The following is a 14,152-nucleotide window of genomic DNA, read 5'->3' on the forward strand; positions in this document are numbered from 1 at the left end:
ACCCCGGTGTCCACGACACCGGGGGGACACCACAGGCCAGCCTATAGTCCGAGGTGATCGCGCAGGGTGTGCCCGCTGTATTCGCTGCGGAAGCTGCCGCGCTCCTGCAACAGCGGCACCACCTGGTCGACGAACTCGTCGAGGCCGCGCGGGGTCAGATGCGGGACGAGGATGAAACCGTCGCACGCGTCGGCCTGTACGTGCAGATCGATCTCGGCGGCCACCTGCGCGGGTGTGCCGACGAACTGCTGACGGCTGGTGACGGCGATGATCAGTTCGCGGATGCTGAGCTTCTCGGCCGCCGCGCGCTCGCGCCACGCCGCGGCAAGCGCCTTCGGATCGCCGTGGCGGACCCGGCCCTGCGTGATGGTGGGATCGTCGGCGGGTTCGACGTCGGGCAGCGGACCGTCGGGGTCGTAACCCGACAGGTCGCGTTGCCACACCTGCTCGAGCATCGCGATCGCGGTGTGCGGGCCGACCTGCTGCCGCCGGATGTGGTGGGCCTTCTCGGCCGCCTCCTGCTCGGTGTCGCCGAGCACGAACGTCGCCGCCGGAAAAACCTTGAGCTGGTTAGGGTCCCGGCCATACGACGCCGCAAGGCCTTTGACGTCGGAGTAGTAGGCCTGGCCCGCCTCCAGGGTCGAGTGCAGGGTGAACGCAGCGTCGGCGTATTTCGCAAGAAACGCCCGGCCGTCGCCGGAATCGCCTGCCTGCAGCAGAACCGGATGACCCTGCGGCGCACGGGGCAGCGTGCCCACCCCGCGAACGTCGAACTGCGGTCCGCGGTGTTCGACCACCCGGATCCGGGCGGGGTCGACGTAGACGCCGTTGTCGCGGTCGGCGAGCACCGCGTCGGGCGCCCAGCTGTCCCAGAACTCGCGTGCCACGGTGACGAACTCCTCGGCCCGCTTGTACCGGTCGGAGTGGTCGAGGAAACCGCCGCGGCGGAAGTTCTCACCGGTGAACGCGTCCGACGAGGTGACGATGTTCCATCCGGCGCGGCCGTCGGACAGGTGGTCGAGGGTAGCGAATTGCCGTGCCACCTCGAAAGGTTCGTTGAACGTGGTGTTGATGGTGCCGGTCAGCCCGAGCCGGTCGGTGACGGCGGCCAGCGCCGCCAGCACGGTGAACGTGTCGGGCCGCCCCACGACGTCGAGGTCGTGGATGCGGCCGCGGTGCTCGCGCAACCGCAGCCCTTCGGCGAGGAAGAAGAAGTCGAACAGTCCCCGCTCGGCGGTCTGCGCGAGGTGGACGAAGGACTCGAACTCGATCTGGCTGCCCGAGTCCGGATCCGACCACACCGTGGTGTTGTTGACGCCGGGGAAGTGCGCAGCAAGGTGAATCTGCTTGCGCTCGTTACCTTCTCGTACTCTCATAGACCCCACCTCTTGGCGATAAGTTCGTGTGAGCGCAGCCGGTCGGCGTGGCAGTGCGTGACGGAGGTGATGACCAACTCGTCAGCGGCGGTGACGCGTTGCAGGGTCGCCAACCTGTCGGCCACTTCGTCGGGATCACCGACGAATTGCGTAGCGGTGCGGTCCTTCACCAGCGCGGCCTGCTCTTCGGTCAGCGGGTCGACGGTGTCGGGGTCCGGGTACGGCACGGCGCCGCCGCCCGCGCGGATGGAGTACACCCAGTGGCCGTAGCTCGACGCCAGGTGTCTGGCGGTGGCGGAGTCGTCGGCCACCACCACGTCGGCCGACACCACCACGTACGGTTCAGCCAGCGCCGCAGAGGGTTTGAACGCATCGCGGTAGACGTCGATCGCGTCCAGCGCCGTCGCAGGCGTGATGTGGTAGCTGGCGACGAACGGCAGGCCGCGCGCACCGGCCACCCGCGCGCTCTGCCCCTTGCTGCTGCCGAACACCCACGGCACCAGGCCGCTGCCCTCGCCTGGAACGGCGTGCGCGTCGACGTCGTCGATCACATAGCTGCCGTCGAGCATCGCCAGGATGTCGCCGACCTGTTCCTCGAAATCGGGTGGGACGGCGCCGGGTTGCTGAAGGACCGACATGGTGGCCCGTAGTCGCGGATTGCGCATCAGCACGCTCATGTCGAACGGCGGAGGCACGACGACACCGCCGACGTCGAGCCATTCGGTTCGCGGCGGCTTCCTGGGCGTGGGTTCATTCTGGGCTTCCCGGCGCCGCTGGCCCGACCGCCCGACGCCGAGGTCGATGCGGCCGGGGTAGAAGGCGTCGAGCATCCCGAAGCTCTCGACGACCGCGATGGCTGTGGTCTGGCCGAGTTGCACAGCGGCCGCGCCAACCCTGATCCTCTCGGTGCTGCGGCGATCTGACCGATCAGCACCGCCGGTGACGAACTGGCCACCGCGACGAAGTGGTGCTCGGCGACCCAGTAGCGCTTGAATCCCCACTGTTCGGCCTGCCGGGCGAGGTCGACCGTGTTGCGCAAAGCGGTGGCCGCATCGCTGCCTGCACTGATCGGCGCGAGGTCGAGGATGGACAGCGGTACCGTCATGGCTTCGCCTGCGCGTAGCGGTTTTCGGCGATCGGCAGCCCGAGCCGGTGGCGGAGCGTTTCACCGTCCTCATACGCGGTGCGGAAGCGGCCCGCCCGCTGCAGCAGCGGCACCACGTCGTCGACGATCACCGGCAGATCGGTGGCGTTGACGGCGGGTCTCAGCCGGACGCCGTCGACGCCGCTGTCGTGCCAGTGCAGCAGCAGATCGACGAGTTCGGTTGGGGTGCCGTCGAATACCAGCGCGTCGGAGCGGGGGTCGGTGGTCCCGTCGAACGTCACGTAGAGGTCGGCGTACACCTTGACGCCTGCGACTTCGGCTTGGATGGACCGCAGCGACTCGTCGTCCTTGGGCGTGATGAACACCAGATCGGTGCTGCGCTTGGCGAATTCGTAGATCGGGGTGGCGTGGGCAAGCGCGGCGACGACGGGCTGACCCTGCGGCGAACGCGGGGTGATCGAGGGTCCTTTGACGGAGAAGTACTTGCCGACGAAGTCGATGTAGTGCAGTTTGTCGCGGTCGACGAAGCGGCCGGTGGCGGCGTCGCGGACGATGGCGTCATCCTCCCAGCTGTCCCACAATCTGCGGGCCACCTCGACGGCGTCGGAGGCCTCGTCGAACAGGTCGACGCTGCTGACGTCGCGGCGGCCGAACAACTCCGCCTCGTGCGCGGTGCTGCTGACGCGGACCTGCCAGCCGGCTCGGCCGTGGGAGACGAAGTCAAGCGTGGCAATGGCTTTCGACACGTGGAACGGTTCGGTGTGGGTGACCGTCGCGACGGGGATGAGCCCGATGTGCTTGGTCGCAGGCGCCACCCTGGACGCGACCAGCACGGCGTCGAGTCTGCCTGCGAGCCACCGCGGTTCGATGTCGGGACGACGTCGCCGCTGCGGGGTGAGCGCGTCGTCGAAGGTCACGAAGTCCAGCAGGCCGCGTTCGGCGGTGGCGGCCAGCCCCGCCCAGTACCGTCCGCTCGTGACCGGCTGCAGATCAGCGGTATGTCGCCAGGCCTCGGGGTGCCAGCCGTAGCCGTCGAGGGCGACGCCGAGGTGCAGAGTCATGACAGTGCCTTGCGGAACGCGACGGGGAAGACGTCGCCCTCGGCGGGCAGCGGCTCGGCCAGCCGGACGTAGCCGGCGGACAGGTAGAGCGCTTCGGCCTCGGGCTGGCGATCGCCCGTCGTCAGATAGACGGAGCGGTAGCCGCGGGCGGCGATCTGGGCCTCGAGCGCGGCAAGCAGCGCAGTGGCGTGGCCTTGGCGACGGTGGCGGCTGTCGGTCCAGATGCGCTTGAGCTCGGCGGTGGAGTCGTCGAAGCGACAGAATGCGCCGCCGGTGACCGGCTCGCCGTCGAGCAGGCCGATCAGCAGCCCGCCGTGCGGCGGGGCGAACTCGTCGGCGGGGTAGCCGCGCAGCCAGTCGGAGACGGCCTGCTCGGTGGCGCCGTAGCGCGTCGAGTATTCGACGGTGAGTTCGGCGAGCAGCGGCTCGGCCAGCGGGTCGTGCTGGCCGACCGCGACGAAGCGGAGCGGGTTCAGAGCTGCGCGCCCGGCTTGAATCATCACCTCAATGTCTAACGCCAGCCGCCGGGCTGCATTCCGTACCGGGATATTCGCTCAGGTTGATCGCAAATAACCCCACTTCCACGTCAAACTTGACACGTGTAAAGTTTGGCCGCATGGACAACATCGCAGGCAGAACCATCGCGATCACCGGCGCCGCCCGCGGCATCGGCTATGCCACCGCCAAGGCACTGCTCGCCAGGGGCGCGCGGGTCGTGATCGGCGACCGTGACGTCGCGTTGCAGGAGTCGGCCGTCGCCGACCTCACGAAGCTTGGGCCGGTGTCGGGCTATCCGCTCGACGTCACCGATCGCGACTCCTTCGCATCGTTCCTCGACAAGGCGCGCACAGACGGCGGCGGCCACATCGACGTGTTGATCAACAACGCGGGCGTGATGCCGATCGGGCCGTTCCTCGAGGAGTCCGAGTCGGCGATCCGGTCGTCGATCGAGGTGAACCTGTACGGCGTGCTGACCGGCTGCCAGCTGGCGCTGCCCGATATGGTCGCCCGCCGCCGCGGCCACGTCATCAACATCGCGTCGCTGTCCGGGTTGATCCCGGTTCCCGGGCAGGTCGTCTACGTCGGCGCCAAGTTCGGTGTGGTCGGGTTGTCCGCCGCGCTCGCCGACGAGATGGCGCCGTACGGGGTCGACGTGTCGGTGGTGATGCCGCCGTTCACCAACACCGAGCTCATCTCGGGCACCAAGAGCGGCGGCGCGATCAAGCCGGTGGAACCGGAGCAGATCGCGGCGGCAGTGATCAAGACGCTGGAGAAGCCGAAGACGCACGTGTCGGTGCCCGCGGCGTTGCGGTTCACCGCACAGACCGCCCAGATGCTGGGGCCGCGCGGCCGACGTTGGATGAACAAGCGGCTCGGGCTGGACCGGGTGTTCCTCGATTTCGACCGCACCGCGCGCGCGGGCTACGAGCAGCGGGCGCGCGCGGCGCAGGGCGTCGTCGAGGGTTCCGACTAGTTCCCGACGAACGTTCCTTACCGCTCGAAGAATCCGCGGATTTTCGAGCGGTAAGGAACGTTCGCGCGCAGGGGGCAGGGTCAGTTGAACGACGGCGGCGGGTCGCCCGCCCGGTACGCCTCGATCGCGTCGAGTTGCGCGAACAGCGAGTCCGCGGTGAACTCGGCGGTTTTCGAGGTTGCGGCCAACATCACATGCACGATCTCGGCGTCCTCGGCCGCCGACATCCACACGGTCGTCACCGGCGCGAGTTTGTCGCCTTCGACGTCGGCGGCCGACGGCGGATAGAACCAGAACACGAAGTCCTCGTCCGACTCTTCCTCGTCGAACTGCCAACCGCGCTCGGTGATCCGCGCGTCGAACGCCTCCAGGTCGGTGGCGATCGCGGCCTGGGTGGTCACCAGATCCGCCATCACCGCGTCGGGCACCCACGTCGCATCCTTGGCCGCCTGCCGCTTCTTGCGGCGGGCCTTCTTCGCATCCGAACGCCGCGACACCCTCAGCCCAGCGCCTGCTCGAGATCGTTGATCAGATCCTCGGTTCCCTCCAGCCCCACCGAGATTCGCACCACGCCGTCGCCGAGTCCGATCGCGGCGCGACCCTCCGGGCCCATCGCCCGGTGTGTGGTGGTGGCGGGATGGGTGATCAGCGACTTGGAGTCGCCGAGGTTGTTCGAGATGTCGACGATGCGCAGCTTGTCGAGCACCTCGAACGCGCGCTCCTTGGTGCCGCCCTCGAGCTCGAACGTGACAACCGTTCCGCCGCCGGTCATCTGACGCTTGGCGAGGTCGTACTGCGGATGTGACTCCAGGAACGGGTATTTCACCCAGCTGACCGCCGGGTGGTTCTCCAGGAACTCGGCGATCCGCTGTGCCGAGGCGTTCTGGTGCTCGACGCGCACCGCCAGCGTCTCCAAGCCCTTCAACAACGTCCACGCGTTGAACGGGCTCAGCGCGGGACCGGTGTGGCGCATCAACTTCTGCACCGGTTCGTCGATGTACTCCTTCGAGCCGAGGATCGCGCCGCCGAGCACCCGGCCCTGGCCGTCGATGTGCTTGGTACCCGAATACACCACGACGTCGACACCCAGTGGGAAGCCCTGCTGCAGGATCGGTGTCGCGAAAACGTTGTCCAACACCACTTTTGCGCCCGCTGCATGCGCCATCTCGCTGACCGCGGCGATGTCCACCAGCGACTGCATCGGATTCGACGGAGTCTCGAAGAACACCGCCTGCGTCGGGACCGACAGCGCCTCTTCCCACTGCGAAAGGTCGTCTCCGTCGACGAACACCGTCTCGACGCCCCAGCGCGGCAGGATCTCACTGCACACCACGAAGCACGACCCGAACAGCGATCGTGCCGCCACCAACCGGTCGCCCGCACCCAACAACGCACCGAGCGAGGTGAACACCGCGGCCATGCCCGTCGCCGTCGCGAAGCACGCAGGCGCGCCCTCGATCAGCCGCAACCGCTCCTCGAACATCGAGATCGTCGGGTTGCCGTAGCGGGAGTACACGTAGCGGTCGATGTCGCCGGTGAACGCCTTCTCGGCCTCCGCGGCCGACGAGTAGACGTACCCCGACGTCAGGAACAGACCCTCGGCGGTTTCCTCGAAGCCGGACCGCAGCAGCCCGCCGCGCACGCCGATGGTGGCCTGGCTGACGCCCTCGGGCAGTTCAGCAGGAGTACGAACAGATGGAATTTCTGGGCTCATGATTGTTTCCAAGGCAATCCGACGGATTTCCATCCACTGCCGCCGCGATGTCCCTGTTCGTCGAGGTTGCCCTCGAACCCGTCGAGCACGTTGTAGGACGGGGCGATACCGGCCTCGGTCGCGGCCTCGGCGGCGCCGATGGACCGGTTGCCGGAGCGGCACAGGAACACCACCGGACGGTCCCCTGACGTCACACCCGCCGCCTTCAGGTCCTCGACGAAGTTGTCGTTGTGCTTGCCGTCGGTGCGGTTCCACTCGACGTACACGACGTCGCGGTCCAGTGCGGAGAGGTCGGCAACCCCGACGAAACGCCACTCGGCGTCCGTGCGGCAGTCGACCAGCACCGCCTCCGGATTATCGGCCAGCAGCTGCCACGCCTCCTGCGGCGTGATGTCTCCGGCGTAGGTCATCTTCGGAAGTCTTCCACAGCTAGCTGGGACCGGTTGAACAGACCTTCCATGCTCCGTCCTCGCGCACGAACGTCATCTCGACACCGGTTTTCGCATCCGGCGCCTTGTCGAAATGATAGGTCACCCTGGCGGTCGCGCGATCGCCGTCGACCTTGATCTCGGCGACGTCGTCGACGAACCGTTCGCCCCGCTTGGCCACCGAATCCCGTTGCCGGGCAAGAATATCGGCCTCGGCGCCCTGGTGTTCCCGGCACGTGTAGGTGCGGAAGTCGGCGTAGTTCTGCCGCTGCAGCGCGTCGTTCTGGCCGACCGCGGCGCGGCCGACCTGCTGATCGGCGGGCGGATCGTTCGACCCGAACAGGTTGAACAGCCAGATTGAGCTCACCACGAGCACAATGACCGCCAACGCGCCAAGGAACGGCGCCATCGTCGGGCGGTCTTCTGGTTCGGTCACCAGAGTTTGCGCAGGGCCGCCGACACCCGGCGGGCCCGGTCGCGCGCGACGATCGGATCCGGTGCGGTGGCCAGCGCCACCCCCAGCCGGCGGCGCCCGTCGGTTTCATCGGGCCGGTCGAACAACCGCACGTCGCTCTCCGCGACCGCCAACGCCTCGGCGACCACGTGCATGTCCACCTCGGCCGAAACGGTCGACTCCGCGCCCGCGTAGCTGACCTCCGCCGCGGCAGGGGAGATCATGATCGTGTCCACCGGGAGCCCGAGGATCGCGCGCGCGTGCAACTCGAACTGCGAAAGTCGTTGTGAGCGAAGCGTCACCAGACCGCTGTCGTAGGGCCGCGGCCGGACGTCGGCGAAATACACCTCGTCGCCGCGCACGAGCAGTTCCACCCCGAACACGCCACGGCCGCCAAGGGAGTTGACGATGCGGGCGGCGACCGACTTCGCCGCGTCCAGCGCCGCCGGTGACATCTGCTGCGGTTGCCAGGACTCCAGCACGTCGCCCTCGGCCTGGTGGTGACCGATCGGCTCGCAGAAGTACACCGCGGGACCCGCGGGCCCGTAGGTGCGGACGGTCAGCAGCGTGACCTCGAAGTCGACCTCGACCACCGTCTCGGCCATCACCCGGTTGTGCGGGATGTGACCTGCGGCGATGGCCCGGTGCCATGCGGCCGCCACGTCCTCGGTGCGCACCAGCACCGACTGACCCTCACCTGGCGGCGCGGCGATCGGCTTGACCACCAACGGGAACCCCGCGTGCTCGGCGACCGCGGTCAATTCCTCGGCCGAACCGGCGAACCAGAACGGCGCGGTGGGCAGGCCGAGTTCGTCGGCGGCGAGCCTGCGCAGACCCTCCCGATCCATCGACAGCCGGGTGCTGCGCGGCGTGGGGAAGACCTCGATGCCATCGCCCTCGGCGACGGCGATCAACGCGTCGGCGGCGATCAACCCCGACTCGGCCACGATGTAGCGCGGCTTTTCCTTCTCGATGAGCGCGGTCAGCGCCTCGGCGTCGGTCATCTTCACCACGGCGGCGCGGTCGGCGACGCCGTGCGCGGGCGCGTCGGCGTACCGGTCGACTGCGATGACGTCGGCGCCCAGCCGCTGGAAGGCCAGGGCCAACTCCCGGCTCAACTCCCCGGACCCCAGCAGCATCACGGTGGATCCTGCCGGGCTGGCCTCTTCCGTTGTTTCAGTCATCGCGGGTCCCAGCCTGCCAGATGCTCAGCCCAGCCGGACGTCGATGTAGCACCACCGCCAGTCCTCGCCCGGCTCGGCGGAGCGCATCACCGGATGGCCGGTGGCGCGGAAGTGTTCGCTCGCATGCTGGTGTGGGCTCGAGTCGCAGCAGCCGACGTGACCGCATGTCAGGCACATACGCAGGTGCGCCCATGCACTCTCCCCGAGCTGTTCGCAGTCTTGGCATTTGCCGGGGGTGAGCGGTTTCGGGTCGACCCGGGATTGCGCGCTGGCAGCCAGGTGTTCGCATGTATCGGGGACCGTCGTCGAGCCGGTATCGCTCCGGCGTGATCTCCTCAGCATGTTGACCAAGAATACGGAGCCGCAGCGGCGGCGACATGGAGCTAGAGAGCCGCAGCGGCGGCGACATTGAGCGGAAGGGGAGGTTGGGCAGGTGGGTGCCTCACTGCTGGCGGTCCTCGTGGTGTCGGTCCTGTTGTCAGCGGTGGCCAGGCACTACGACGTGTCCGCGCCGCTGGCGCTGGTGGTGGCCGGTCTGCTGGCAGGCCTGATCCCCGGTTTCAAACAGATCCAACTCGACCCCGAACTGGTGCTCTATGTGCTGCTGCCGCCGCTGCTGTGGTCGGCGGGGCTGGAGAGCAGCTACCACGCGCTGCGCCGCAACATCGGACCGATCGGGCTGCTCGCCGTCGGGTTGCCGCTGGCGACGACGTTCGCGGTGGGCGTCGTGGCCTACCACATCGTGCCGGAGTTGACGGTCGCCGCCGCGTTGACGCTGGGCGCGATCGTGGCGCCGCCCGATGCGGTGTCCGCGACGGCGGTCGGCCGCAGGCTCGGGCTGCCGCGGCAGGTGATGACGCTGCTTGGCGGCGAGAGCCTGCTCAACGATGCGACGGCGTTGACCGCCTACAAGGTGTCGCTGGCCGCGGCCATCGGCACCGCGGCGACGTGGCGAAGCGGGTTGACGACGTTCGCGCTCGCGGCCGCGGGCGGCGTCGTGGTCGGCGTGGCGTTGGGCGCGATCACCTCGTTCGTCCGGTGGCGGCTCGACGATCCGCTGGTGGAAAGCGCCATCGGGCTGGTGGCGCCGTTCGTCATCTATCTGACCGCCGAGCAGATTCACGGCTCGGGTGTGCTGGCGGTCGTGGTGGCGGCGTTGATGCTCGGCCAGAAATCCACCAGGGCCGGCTACGCCACCCGGCTTCAGGACCAGGCGGTGTGGCGGGCGCTGACGCTGATCCTGGAATCGTTCGCATTCCTGCTGATCGGTCTGCAGTTGCCCACCGTGGTCGGTGAGCTGAAGGGCATCACCGCATCGGTCATCGCGATCTCGTCGGTCGCGGTGCTGGCCACCGTGATCTTGGTCCGCATCGTGTGGGTGTTCGTCTTCGCGTATCTGCCCAGGGTGCTGTCGCCCCGTGCGCGGGAGCGTGGCCCCGCGCCGACACCCGCGGAGGTGTTCATCGTTGCCTGGGCGGGCATGCGCGGGGTGGTGTCACTGGCCGCCGCGTTCGGTGTGCCGCTGATGACGCTGTCGGGCGACCCGTTCCCCGGCAGGCCGCAACTGGTGTTCCTGACGTTCGTCGTGGTGATCGGCACTCTGCTGCTGCACGGGCTGACGCTGCCGTGGCTCATCCGCCGGCTGGGCGTGCGGGGTGACGACGCCCGCGTCGACGCGATCGCCACCGCAGGCGCACAGGACAAGGCGGCGCGGGCGGCCGAGGAGCGACTCGATCAGCTGCTGGCCGAGGAGGAGGTCACCGACGTCCATCAGCGGGCCGCAGAAGTGTTGCGCAGCTGGAACACTCGCAGACGCAACTCGGCGTGGGAGCGGTTGGGCCGCGACGCCGACGAGATCGGCGAGAGCCCCGCGGCGGCGTTCCGTCGGCTGCGGTTGGAGATGCTGGCGGCCGAACGCGCGGCGTTCATCGCCGAACGGGACAGCGGCCGCATCGACGACGAAGTGTTGCGGGAAGTGTTGCGCGGGTTGGACCTCGAGGAGGCGACGCTCAACCGGGGCTAGCGTCGAGTTCGGTGCGGAAGGCGCGCATCGCGTCGATCACCGCGGTGAAGGTGCGATGCGCCGCGGCCAGGTCAGCGTCGGGAATGTCGGCCAGCGCGCGCCGGGTGTGCTCGGCGAGCGGGGTGAAGAAACCACGCGCGACGTCCATGCCGTGGTCGGCCACCCGCAGCATCACCTTGCGCCTGTCGGCCGGATCGGAGTCGCGGCGGACGTGACCGGACGCGATCATCCGCTCCACCAGATACGTGATGGCGGCGCCCGACACCCCCATCTGCCGCCTCAGCTCACCCGCGGTCAGCGGCATACCGGCGTTCTCGGCCACCATGATGTGCAGCAGCGCGCGAAAGTCGTTGGCCGCCACCTGATGTCGACCCGCGAAGTGCTTGCCGATCTGATCTGACTCGGCCGTCATCGCACGGACGTCCGCGGCGATCACCGATTCCAGAGCGCTGCGGGCGGGCTTCGGCATGGGCCCAGCATAGCCGCATTCGGTTAAGTTGCTTAATTATTAAGTATCTGAAATATTGGTGCCATGTCCCTGTCGCACCGCTTGTCCTGGATATGGGCACTCCTCGTCGTGGCGGTGTCCGGCGTCTTGATGGCCCTGCTCGGCGGCGGCGACTCCGACCAGCAGTCACCGGTGGGAGTACCCGCCAGCGCCGAGTCCACACGTGCCGATGCGCTGCGCGCTGAATTCCCCGGCGGCGACAAGGCGCCTGCGATCGTCGTCGTCAGCCGTCGCGACGGTGCGCCGCTGAGCCAGGCCGATCTGGCAGCGGTCAAGCAGGGCCCGCTGCAGGTGTCCGAGGACGGCATGGCCGCGCTGACCGCCATTCCGATGGACACGAAACTGTCCGGGTTCGCGCTCAACGATGCGGTGGAGTCGGTGCGGGACAAAGTGTCTCGTGACGTGCCTGCCGATCTGCGCGTCGAGGTGACAGGCGGACCGGCGTTCGGCGCGGACATCGCGAATTCGTTCTCCGGCGCCAACGTCACGCTGCTGGCGGTGACGGCGGCCGTGGTCGCGCTGCTGCTGATCGTCACCTACCGCTCGCCGGTGTTGTGGCTGGTGCCGCTTGCGGTGATCGGCCTGGCCGACCGCGTCGCTGCGGTGGTCGGCACCGCGATTGCCGACGCGGTGGGCATGCAGCCCGACGGGTCGACGTCCGGCATCACCAGTGTGCTGGTGTTCGGCGCGGGCACCAATTACGCGCTGCTGCTCATCTCGCGCTATCGAGAAGAGTTGGGGCGCACCGACAATCACCGGTCGGCGCTCTCGGTGGCGGTGCGCCGGGCCGGGCCTGCGATCATCGCGAGCAACGCGACGGTGGTCCTTGCCCTGCTCACTTTGTTGTTCGCCTCGTCGCCGAGCACCCGCAGCCTCGGTGTGCAGGCGGCGGCGGGCCTGGTGGTCGCTGCCGTCTATGTGCTGGTGGTGCTTCCGCCGCTGCTCGGCTTGTTCGGCAAGCGGTTGTTCTGGCCGTTCATTCCGCGCGTCGGATCGAGCGCGCTCACCGAAACCGGTGTCTGGCACCGCATCGCCGACGCGGTGGCGTGGCGACCCGCCGTCGTCGCGACCGTGGCGATCGCGGCACTGGCGGTGCTCGCCACCGGCCTGCTCACCACGCCGACGGGCTTGTCGCAGACCGAACAGTTCCGGGTGAAGGCCGAATCGGTCAGCGGCTACCAGACGCTGGCCGCGCACTTTCCCAGCGGGCTGACCGACCCCACCCGCGTCATCGGTCCGACCGCCCGCGCGGCCGACATCCAGCGCACGATCACCGACACGCCGGGAGTCGTATCGGCCACGCCTGCGGGGCAGTCACCGGGCGGGCTGAGCCAATGGTCTGTGGTGCTGGATGCCGAGCCTGCGTCGGCCGAGGCGTTCAAAACCATTGACACGCTGCGTGATTCGATGCATACGGTCGACGCGAACGTGCTTGTCGGCGGATCCGACGCGCAGGCCAGAGACGCAAGCGCCGCGGCCGCACGGGACAGGATCGTCATCATCCCGCTGATCCTGGTGGTGGTGTTGATCGTGCTCTACGTGCTGCTGCGCTCGGCGTTGGCGCCGCTGATCCTGGTCGCGGTGACGGTGTTGAGCGCGCTCGCCGCACTCGGCCTCGGCGGCTGGGCCAGCGTGCACGTGTTCGGGTTCCCCGCGTTGGACAACACCGCGCCGCTGTTCGCGTTCCTGTTTCTGGTGGCGCTCGGCGTGGACTACACGATCTTCCTGATCACCAGGGCTCGCGAGGAGACACCTGAACACGGCACCCGGGGCGGCATCGTGCGTGCGGTATCTGCCACCGGTGCGGTGATCACCAGCGCGGGCATCGTGCTCGCCGCGGTGTTCTGTGTGCTCGGTGTGCTCCCGCTGATCGTGCTCACCCAGGTCGGCATCATCGTCGGCCTCGGCATCCTGCTGGACACGTTCGTCGTCCGCACCGTGATCATCCCCGCGCTGTTCACGTTGATCGGTCCCCGCGTCTGGTGGCCTGCACTGCGCGGAGACTACGGTGCCAACGATGGACACGCGCGAGGTCGACACCGTGCTGGGGAAGGTGCACATCCGCACTAGCGGCAGCGGTGAGCCGATCATGTTCTGGCCCAGCCTGCTGATGACGGGCGACTTGTGGGCGGCCCAAGCCGATCACTTCGGCGCCGACCACCAGGTGATCCTGGTCGACCCGCCGGGCTTCGGTAAAAGCCAGAAGCTCACGGCGGCATTCACTTTCGATCAATGCGCGCGCTGCATCGTCGACATCCTCGACGACCTCGGCCTCGACCGCACGCATCTGGTCGGCAATTCGTGGGGCGGCATGATCGGCGGAACGTTCGCGGCCACCTATCCCGAGCGGATCGGCAGCGCGGTGCTGATGAACTGCACCGGGTCGGCCGCCGGCTTCGCGCAGAAGATGGAATACGGCTTGCTGCTGCAGATGGGCCGTGTCCTCGGCGGGATCCGGCCGCCGCTGACCCGCTCGGTGCTCAAGGCGTTCCTCGGCCCGACGACATTTCGCACTCGAGGAGATGTCGTCGAATTCGTGCGCGACTCGGTGCAGCGGGTGGACTTCAAGTCGGGTAGCTGGGCGGTGCGCAGCGTGGTGCCGCGGCGGCCGGATCAGCGGGCGCTGCTGGCCCGGGTGAAGACGCCGGTGCTGGTGGTCGCCGGGGCCGAGGACGCGGTGTTCCCGGTAGCGGAGACGACGGCGATGGCCGAGGCCATCCCTGGCGCGGCGGTCGAGGTGCTGGACGGCGTTGCACATCTGGCCGCACGGGAAGACCCCGTGCGGGTCAACAAGCTGATCGAGGAGTTCCTCGCAGGCGGGTAGC

The 14,152-nt window shown here is 68.4% G+C and carries 14 protein-coding genes and 1 pseudogene; 4 read left to right on the forward strand and 11 right to left on the reverse strand.

Features of this window, described 5'->3' with window-relative positions; translation table 11 throughout:
- Positions 1 to 41: 41 nt before the first annotated feature.
- The 4 genes and pseudogenes from C1A30_RS22190 to C1A30_RS22205 all read right to left on the reverse strand — a co-directional run bounded on the left by C1A30_RS22190 (position 42) and on the right by C1A30_RS22205 (position 4,042).
- A complete protein-coding gene (locus tag C1A30_RS22190) occupies positions 42 to 1,376 on the reverse strand; it encodes an NtaA/DmoA family FMN-dependent monooxygenase (RefSeq protein WP_101950552.1) in 1,335 nt (444 codons plus the stop codon).
- Positions 1,373 to 2,481, reverse strand: a pseudogene (locus tag C1A30_RS22195) (LLM class flavin-dependent oxidoreductase). The gene C1A30_RS22190 and the pseudogene C1A30_RS22195 overlap by 4 nt, the downstream one beginning before the upstream one ends.
- Positions 2,478 to 3,542: an LLM class flavin-dependent oxidoreductase gene (locus tag C1A30_RS22200; protein ID WP_101950553.1), complete on the reverse strand. Its 1,065-nt coding sequence runs from the start codon at positions 3,540 to 3,542 to the stop codon at positions 2,478 to 2,480. The pseudogene C1A30_RS22195 and the gene C1A30_RS22200 overlap by 4 nt, the downstream one beginning before the upstream one ends.
- A complete protein-coding gene (locus C1A30_RS22205; RefSeq protein ID WP_101950554.1) occupies positions 3,539 to 4,042 on the reverse strand; it encodes a GNAT family N-acetyltransferase in 504 nt (167 codons plus the stop codon). Before C1A30_RS22205 ends, C1A30_RS22200 begins: the two co-directional genes overlap by 4 nt.
- Positions 4,043 to 4,158: 116 nt before the next feature.
- Here C1A30_RS22205 and C1A30_RS22210 point away from each other — a divergent pair, with 116 nt between their 5' ends.
- Complete coding sequence (locus C1A30_RS22210) at positions 4,159 to 5,016, forward strand: SDR family oxidoreductase (protein ID WP_101950555.1); 858 nt, start codon at positions 4,159 to 4,161, stop codon at positions 5,014 to 5,016.
- An 80-nt stretch (positions 5,017 to 5,096) separates the two neighbouring features.
- Here C1A30_RS22210 and C1A30_RS22215 read toward each other — a convergent pair whose 3' ends face one another.
- The 6 genes from C1A30_RS22215 to C1A30_RS22240 are packed head-to-tail and all read right to left on the reverse strand — an operon-like array spanning position 5,097 to position 9,138.
- Positions 5,097 to 5,513, reverse strand: a complete 417-nt coding sequence (locus C1A30_RS22215) for a hypothetical protein (RefSeq protein WP_101950556.1) — start codon at positions 5,511 to 5,513, stop codon at positions 5,097 to 5,099.
- Between the two features lie 2 nt (positions 5,514 to 5,515).
- Positions 5,516 to 6,730 (reverse strand): O-succinylhomoserine sulfhydrylase, encoded by a 1,215-nt coding sequence (locus C1A30_RS22220; protein WP_101950557.1) that lies wholly within the window; start codon positions 6,728 to 6,730, stop codon positions 5,516 to 5,518.
- The gene (locus C1A30_RS22225; protein ID WP_101950558.1) at positions 6,727 to 7,140 is read right to left on the reverse strand and encodes a rhodanese-like domain-containing protein; all 414 of its coding nucleotides are present in this window, start codon (positions 7,138 to 7,140) and stop codon (positions 6,727 to 6,729) included. The genes C1A30_RS22220 and C1A30_RS22225 overlap by 4 nt, the downstream gene beginning before the upstream one ends.
- A 19-nt stretch (positions 7,141 to 7,159) precedes the next feature.
- Positions 7,160 to 7,567 (reverse strand): lumazine-binding protein, encoded by a 408-nt coding sequence (locus tag C1A30_RS22230; protein WP_101952800.1) that lies wholly within the window; start codon positions 7,565 to 7,567, stop codon positions 7,160 to 7,162.
- A gap of 23 nt (positions 7,568 to 7,590) precedes the next feature.
- A complete protein-coding gene (purT, locus tag C1A30_RS22235) occupies positions 7,591 to 8,796 on the reverse strand; it encodes a formate-dependent phosphoribosylglycinamide formyltransferase (RefSeq protein ID WP_101950559.1) in 1,206 nt (401 codons plus the stop codon).
- A 24-nt stretch (positions 8,797 to 8,820) separates the two neighbouring features.
- Positions 8,821 to 9,138 (reverse strand): UBP-type zinc finger domain-containing protein, encoded by a 318-nt coding sequence (locus C1A30_RS22240; RefSeq protein ID WP_101950560.1) that lies wholly within the window; start codon positions 9,136 to 9,138, stop codon positions 8,821 to 8,823.
- A 91-nt stretch (positions 9,139 to 9,229) separates the two neighbouring features.
- Here C1A30_RS22240 and C1A30_RS22245 point away from each other — a divergent pair, with 91 nt between their 5' ends.
- A complete protein-coding gene (locus C1A30_RS22245; protein ID WP_101950561.1) occupies positions 9,230 to 10,819 on the forward strand; it encodes a Na+/H+ antiporter in 1,590 nt (529 codons plus the stop codon).
- Here C1A30_RS22245 and C1A30_RS22250 read toward each other — a convergent pair.
- Positions 10,806 to 11,288 (reverse strand): MarR family winged helix-turn-helix transcriptional regulator, encoded by a 483-nt coding sequence (locus C1A30_RS22250; RefSeq protein ID WP_101950562.1) that lies wholly within the window; start codon positions 11,286 to 11,288, stop codon positions 10,806 to 10,808. The two genes, C1A30_RS22245 and C1A30_RS22250, sit on opposite strands and share 14 nt — an antisense overlap.
- Positions 11,289 to 11,357: 69 nt before the next feature.
- Between C1A30_RS22250 and C1A30_RS22255 the strand changes: the two genes are divergently transcribed.
- Together C1A30_RS22255 and C1A30_RS22260 are read left to right on the forward strand one after the other, a co-directional pair.
- A complete protein-coding gene (locus tag C1A30_RS22255) occupies positions 11,358 to 13,397 on the forward strand; it encodes an MMPL family transporter (protein ID WP_101952801.1) in 2,040 nt (679 codons plus the stop codon).
- A complete protein-coding gene (locus tag C1A30_RS22260; protein ID WP_101950563.1) occupies positions 13,345 to 14,151 on the forward strand; it encodes an alpha/beta fold hydrolase in 807 nt (268 codons plus the stop codon). Before C1A30_RS22255 ends, C1A30_RS22260 begins: the two co-directional genes overlap by 53 nt.
- Position 14,152 lies beyond the last annotated feature (1 nt).

The organism is Mycobacterium sp. 3519A (assembly GCF_900240945.1).
Lineage (GTDB): Bacteria > Actinomycetota > Actinomycetes > Mycobacteriales > Mycobacteriaceae > Mycobacterium.

Excerpts from the sequence above, each read along its gene's own strand:
- C1A30_RS22190 (WP_101950552.1), bottom strand. The coding sequence starts at position 1,376 with ATGAGAGTACGAGAAGGTAACGAGCGCAAGCAGATTCACCTTGCTGCG.
- C1A30_RS22200 (WP_101950553.1), bottom strand. The coding sequence starts at position 3,542 with ATGACTCTGCACCTCGGCGTCGCCCTCGACGGCTACGGCTGGCACCCC.
- C1A30_RS22205 (WP_101950554.1), bottom strand. The coding sequence starts at position 4,042 with ATGATTCAAGCCGGGCGCGCAGCTCTGAACCCGCTCCGCTTCGTCGCG.
- C1A30_RS22210 (WP_101950555.1), top strand. The coding sequence starts at position 4,159 with ATGGACAACATCGCAGGCAGAACCATCGCGATCACCGGCGCCGCCCGC.
- C1A30_RS22220 (WP_101950557.1), bottom strand. The coding sequence starts at position 6,730 with ATGAGCCCAGAAATTCCATCTGTTCGTACTCCTGCTGAACTGCCCGAG.
- C1A30_RS22225 (WP_101950558.1), bottom strand. The coding sequence starts at position 7,140 with ATGACCTACGCCGGAGACATCACGCCGCAGGAGGCGTGGCAGCTGCTG.
- C1A30_RS22230 (WP_101952800.1), bottom strand. The coding sequence starts at position 7,567 with ATGGCGCCGTTCCTTGGCGCGTTGGCGGTCATTGTGCTCGTGGTGAGC.
- purT (WP_101950559.1), bottom strand. The coding sequence starts at position 8,796 with ATGACTGAAACAACGGAAGAGGCCAGCCCGGCAGGATCCACCGTGATG.
- C1A30_RS22240 (WP_101950560.1), bottom strand. The coding sequence starts at position 9,138 with ATGCTGAGGAGATCACGCCGGAGCGATACCGGCTCGACGACGGTCCCC.
- C1A30_RS22250 (WP_101950562.1), bottom strand. The coding sequence starts at position 11,288 with ATGCCGAAGCCCGCCCGCAGCGCTCTGGAATCGGTGATCGCCGCGGAC.
- C1A30_RS22260 (WP_101950563.1), top strand. The coding sequence starts at position 13,345 with ATGGACACGCGCGAGGTCGACACCGTGCTGGGGAAGGTGCACATCCGC.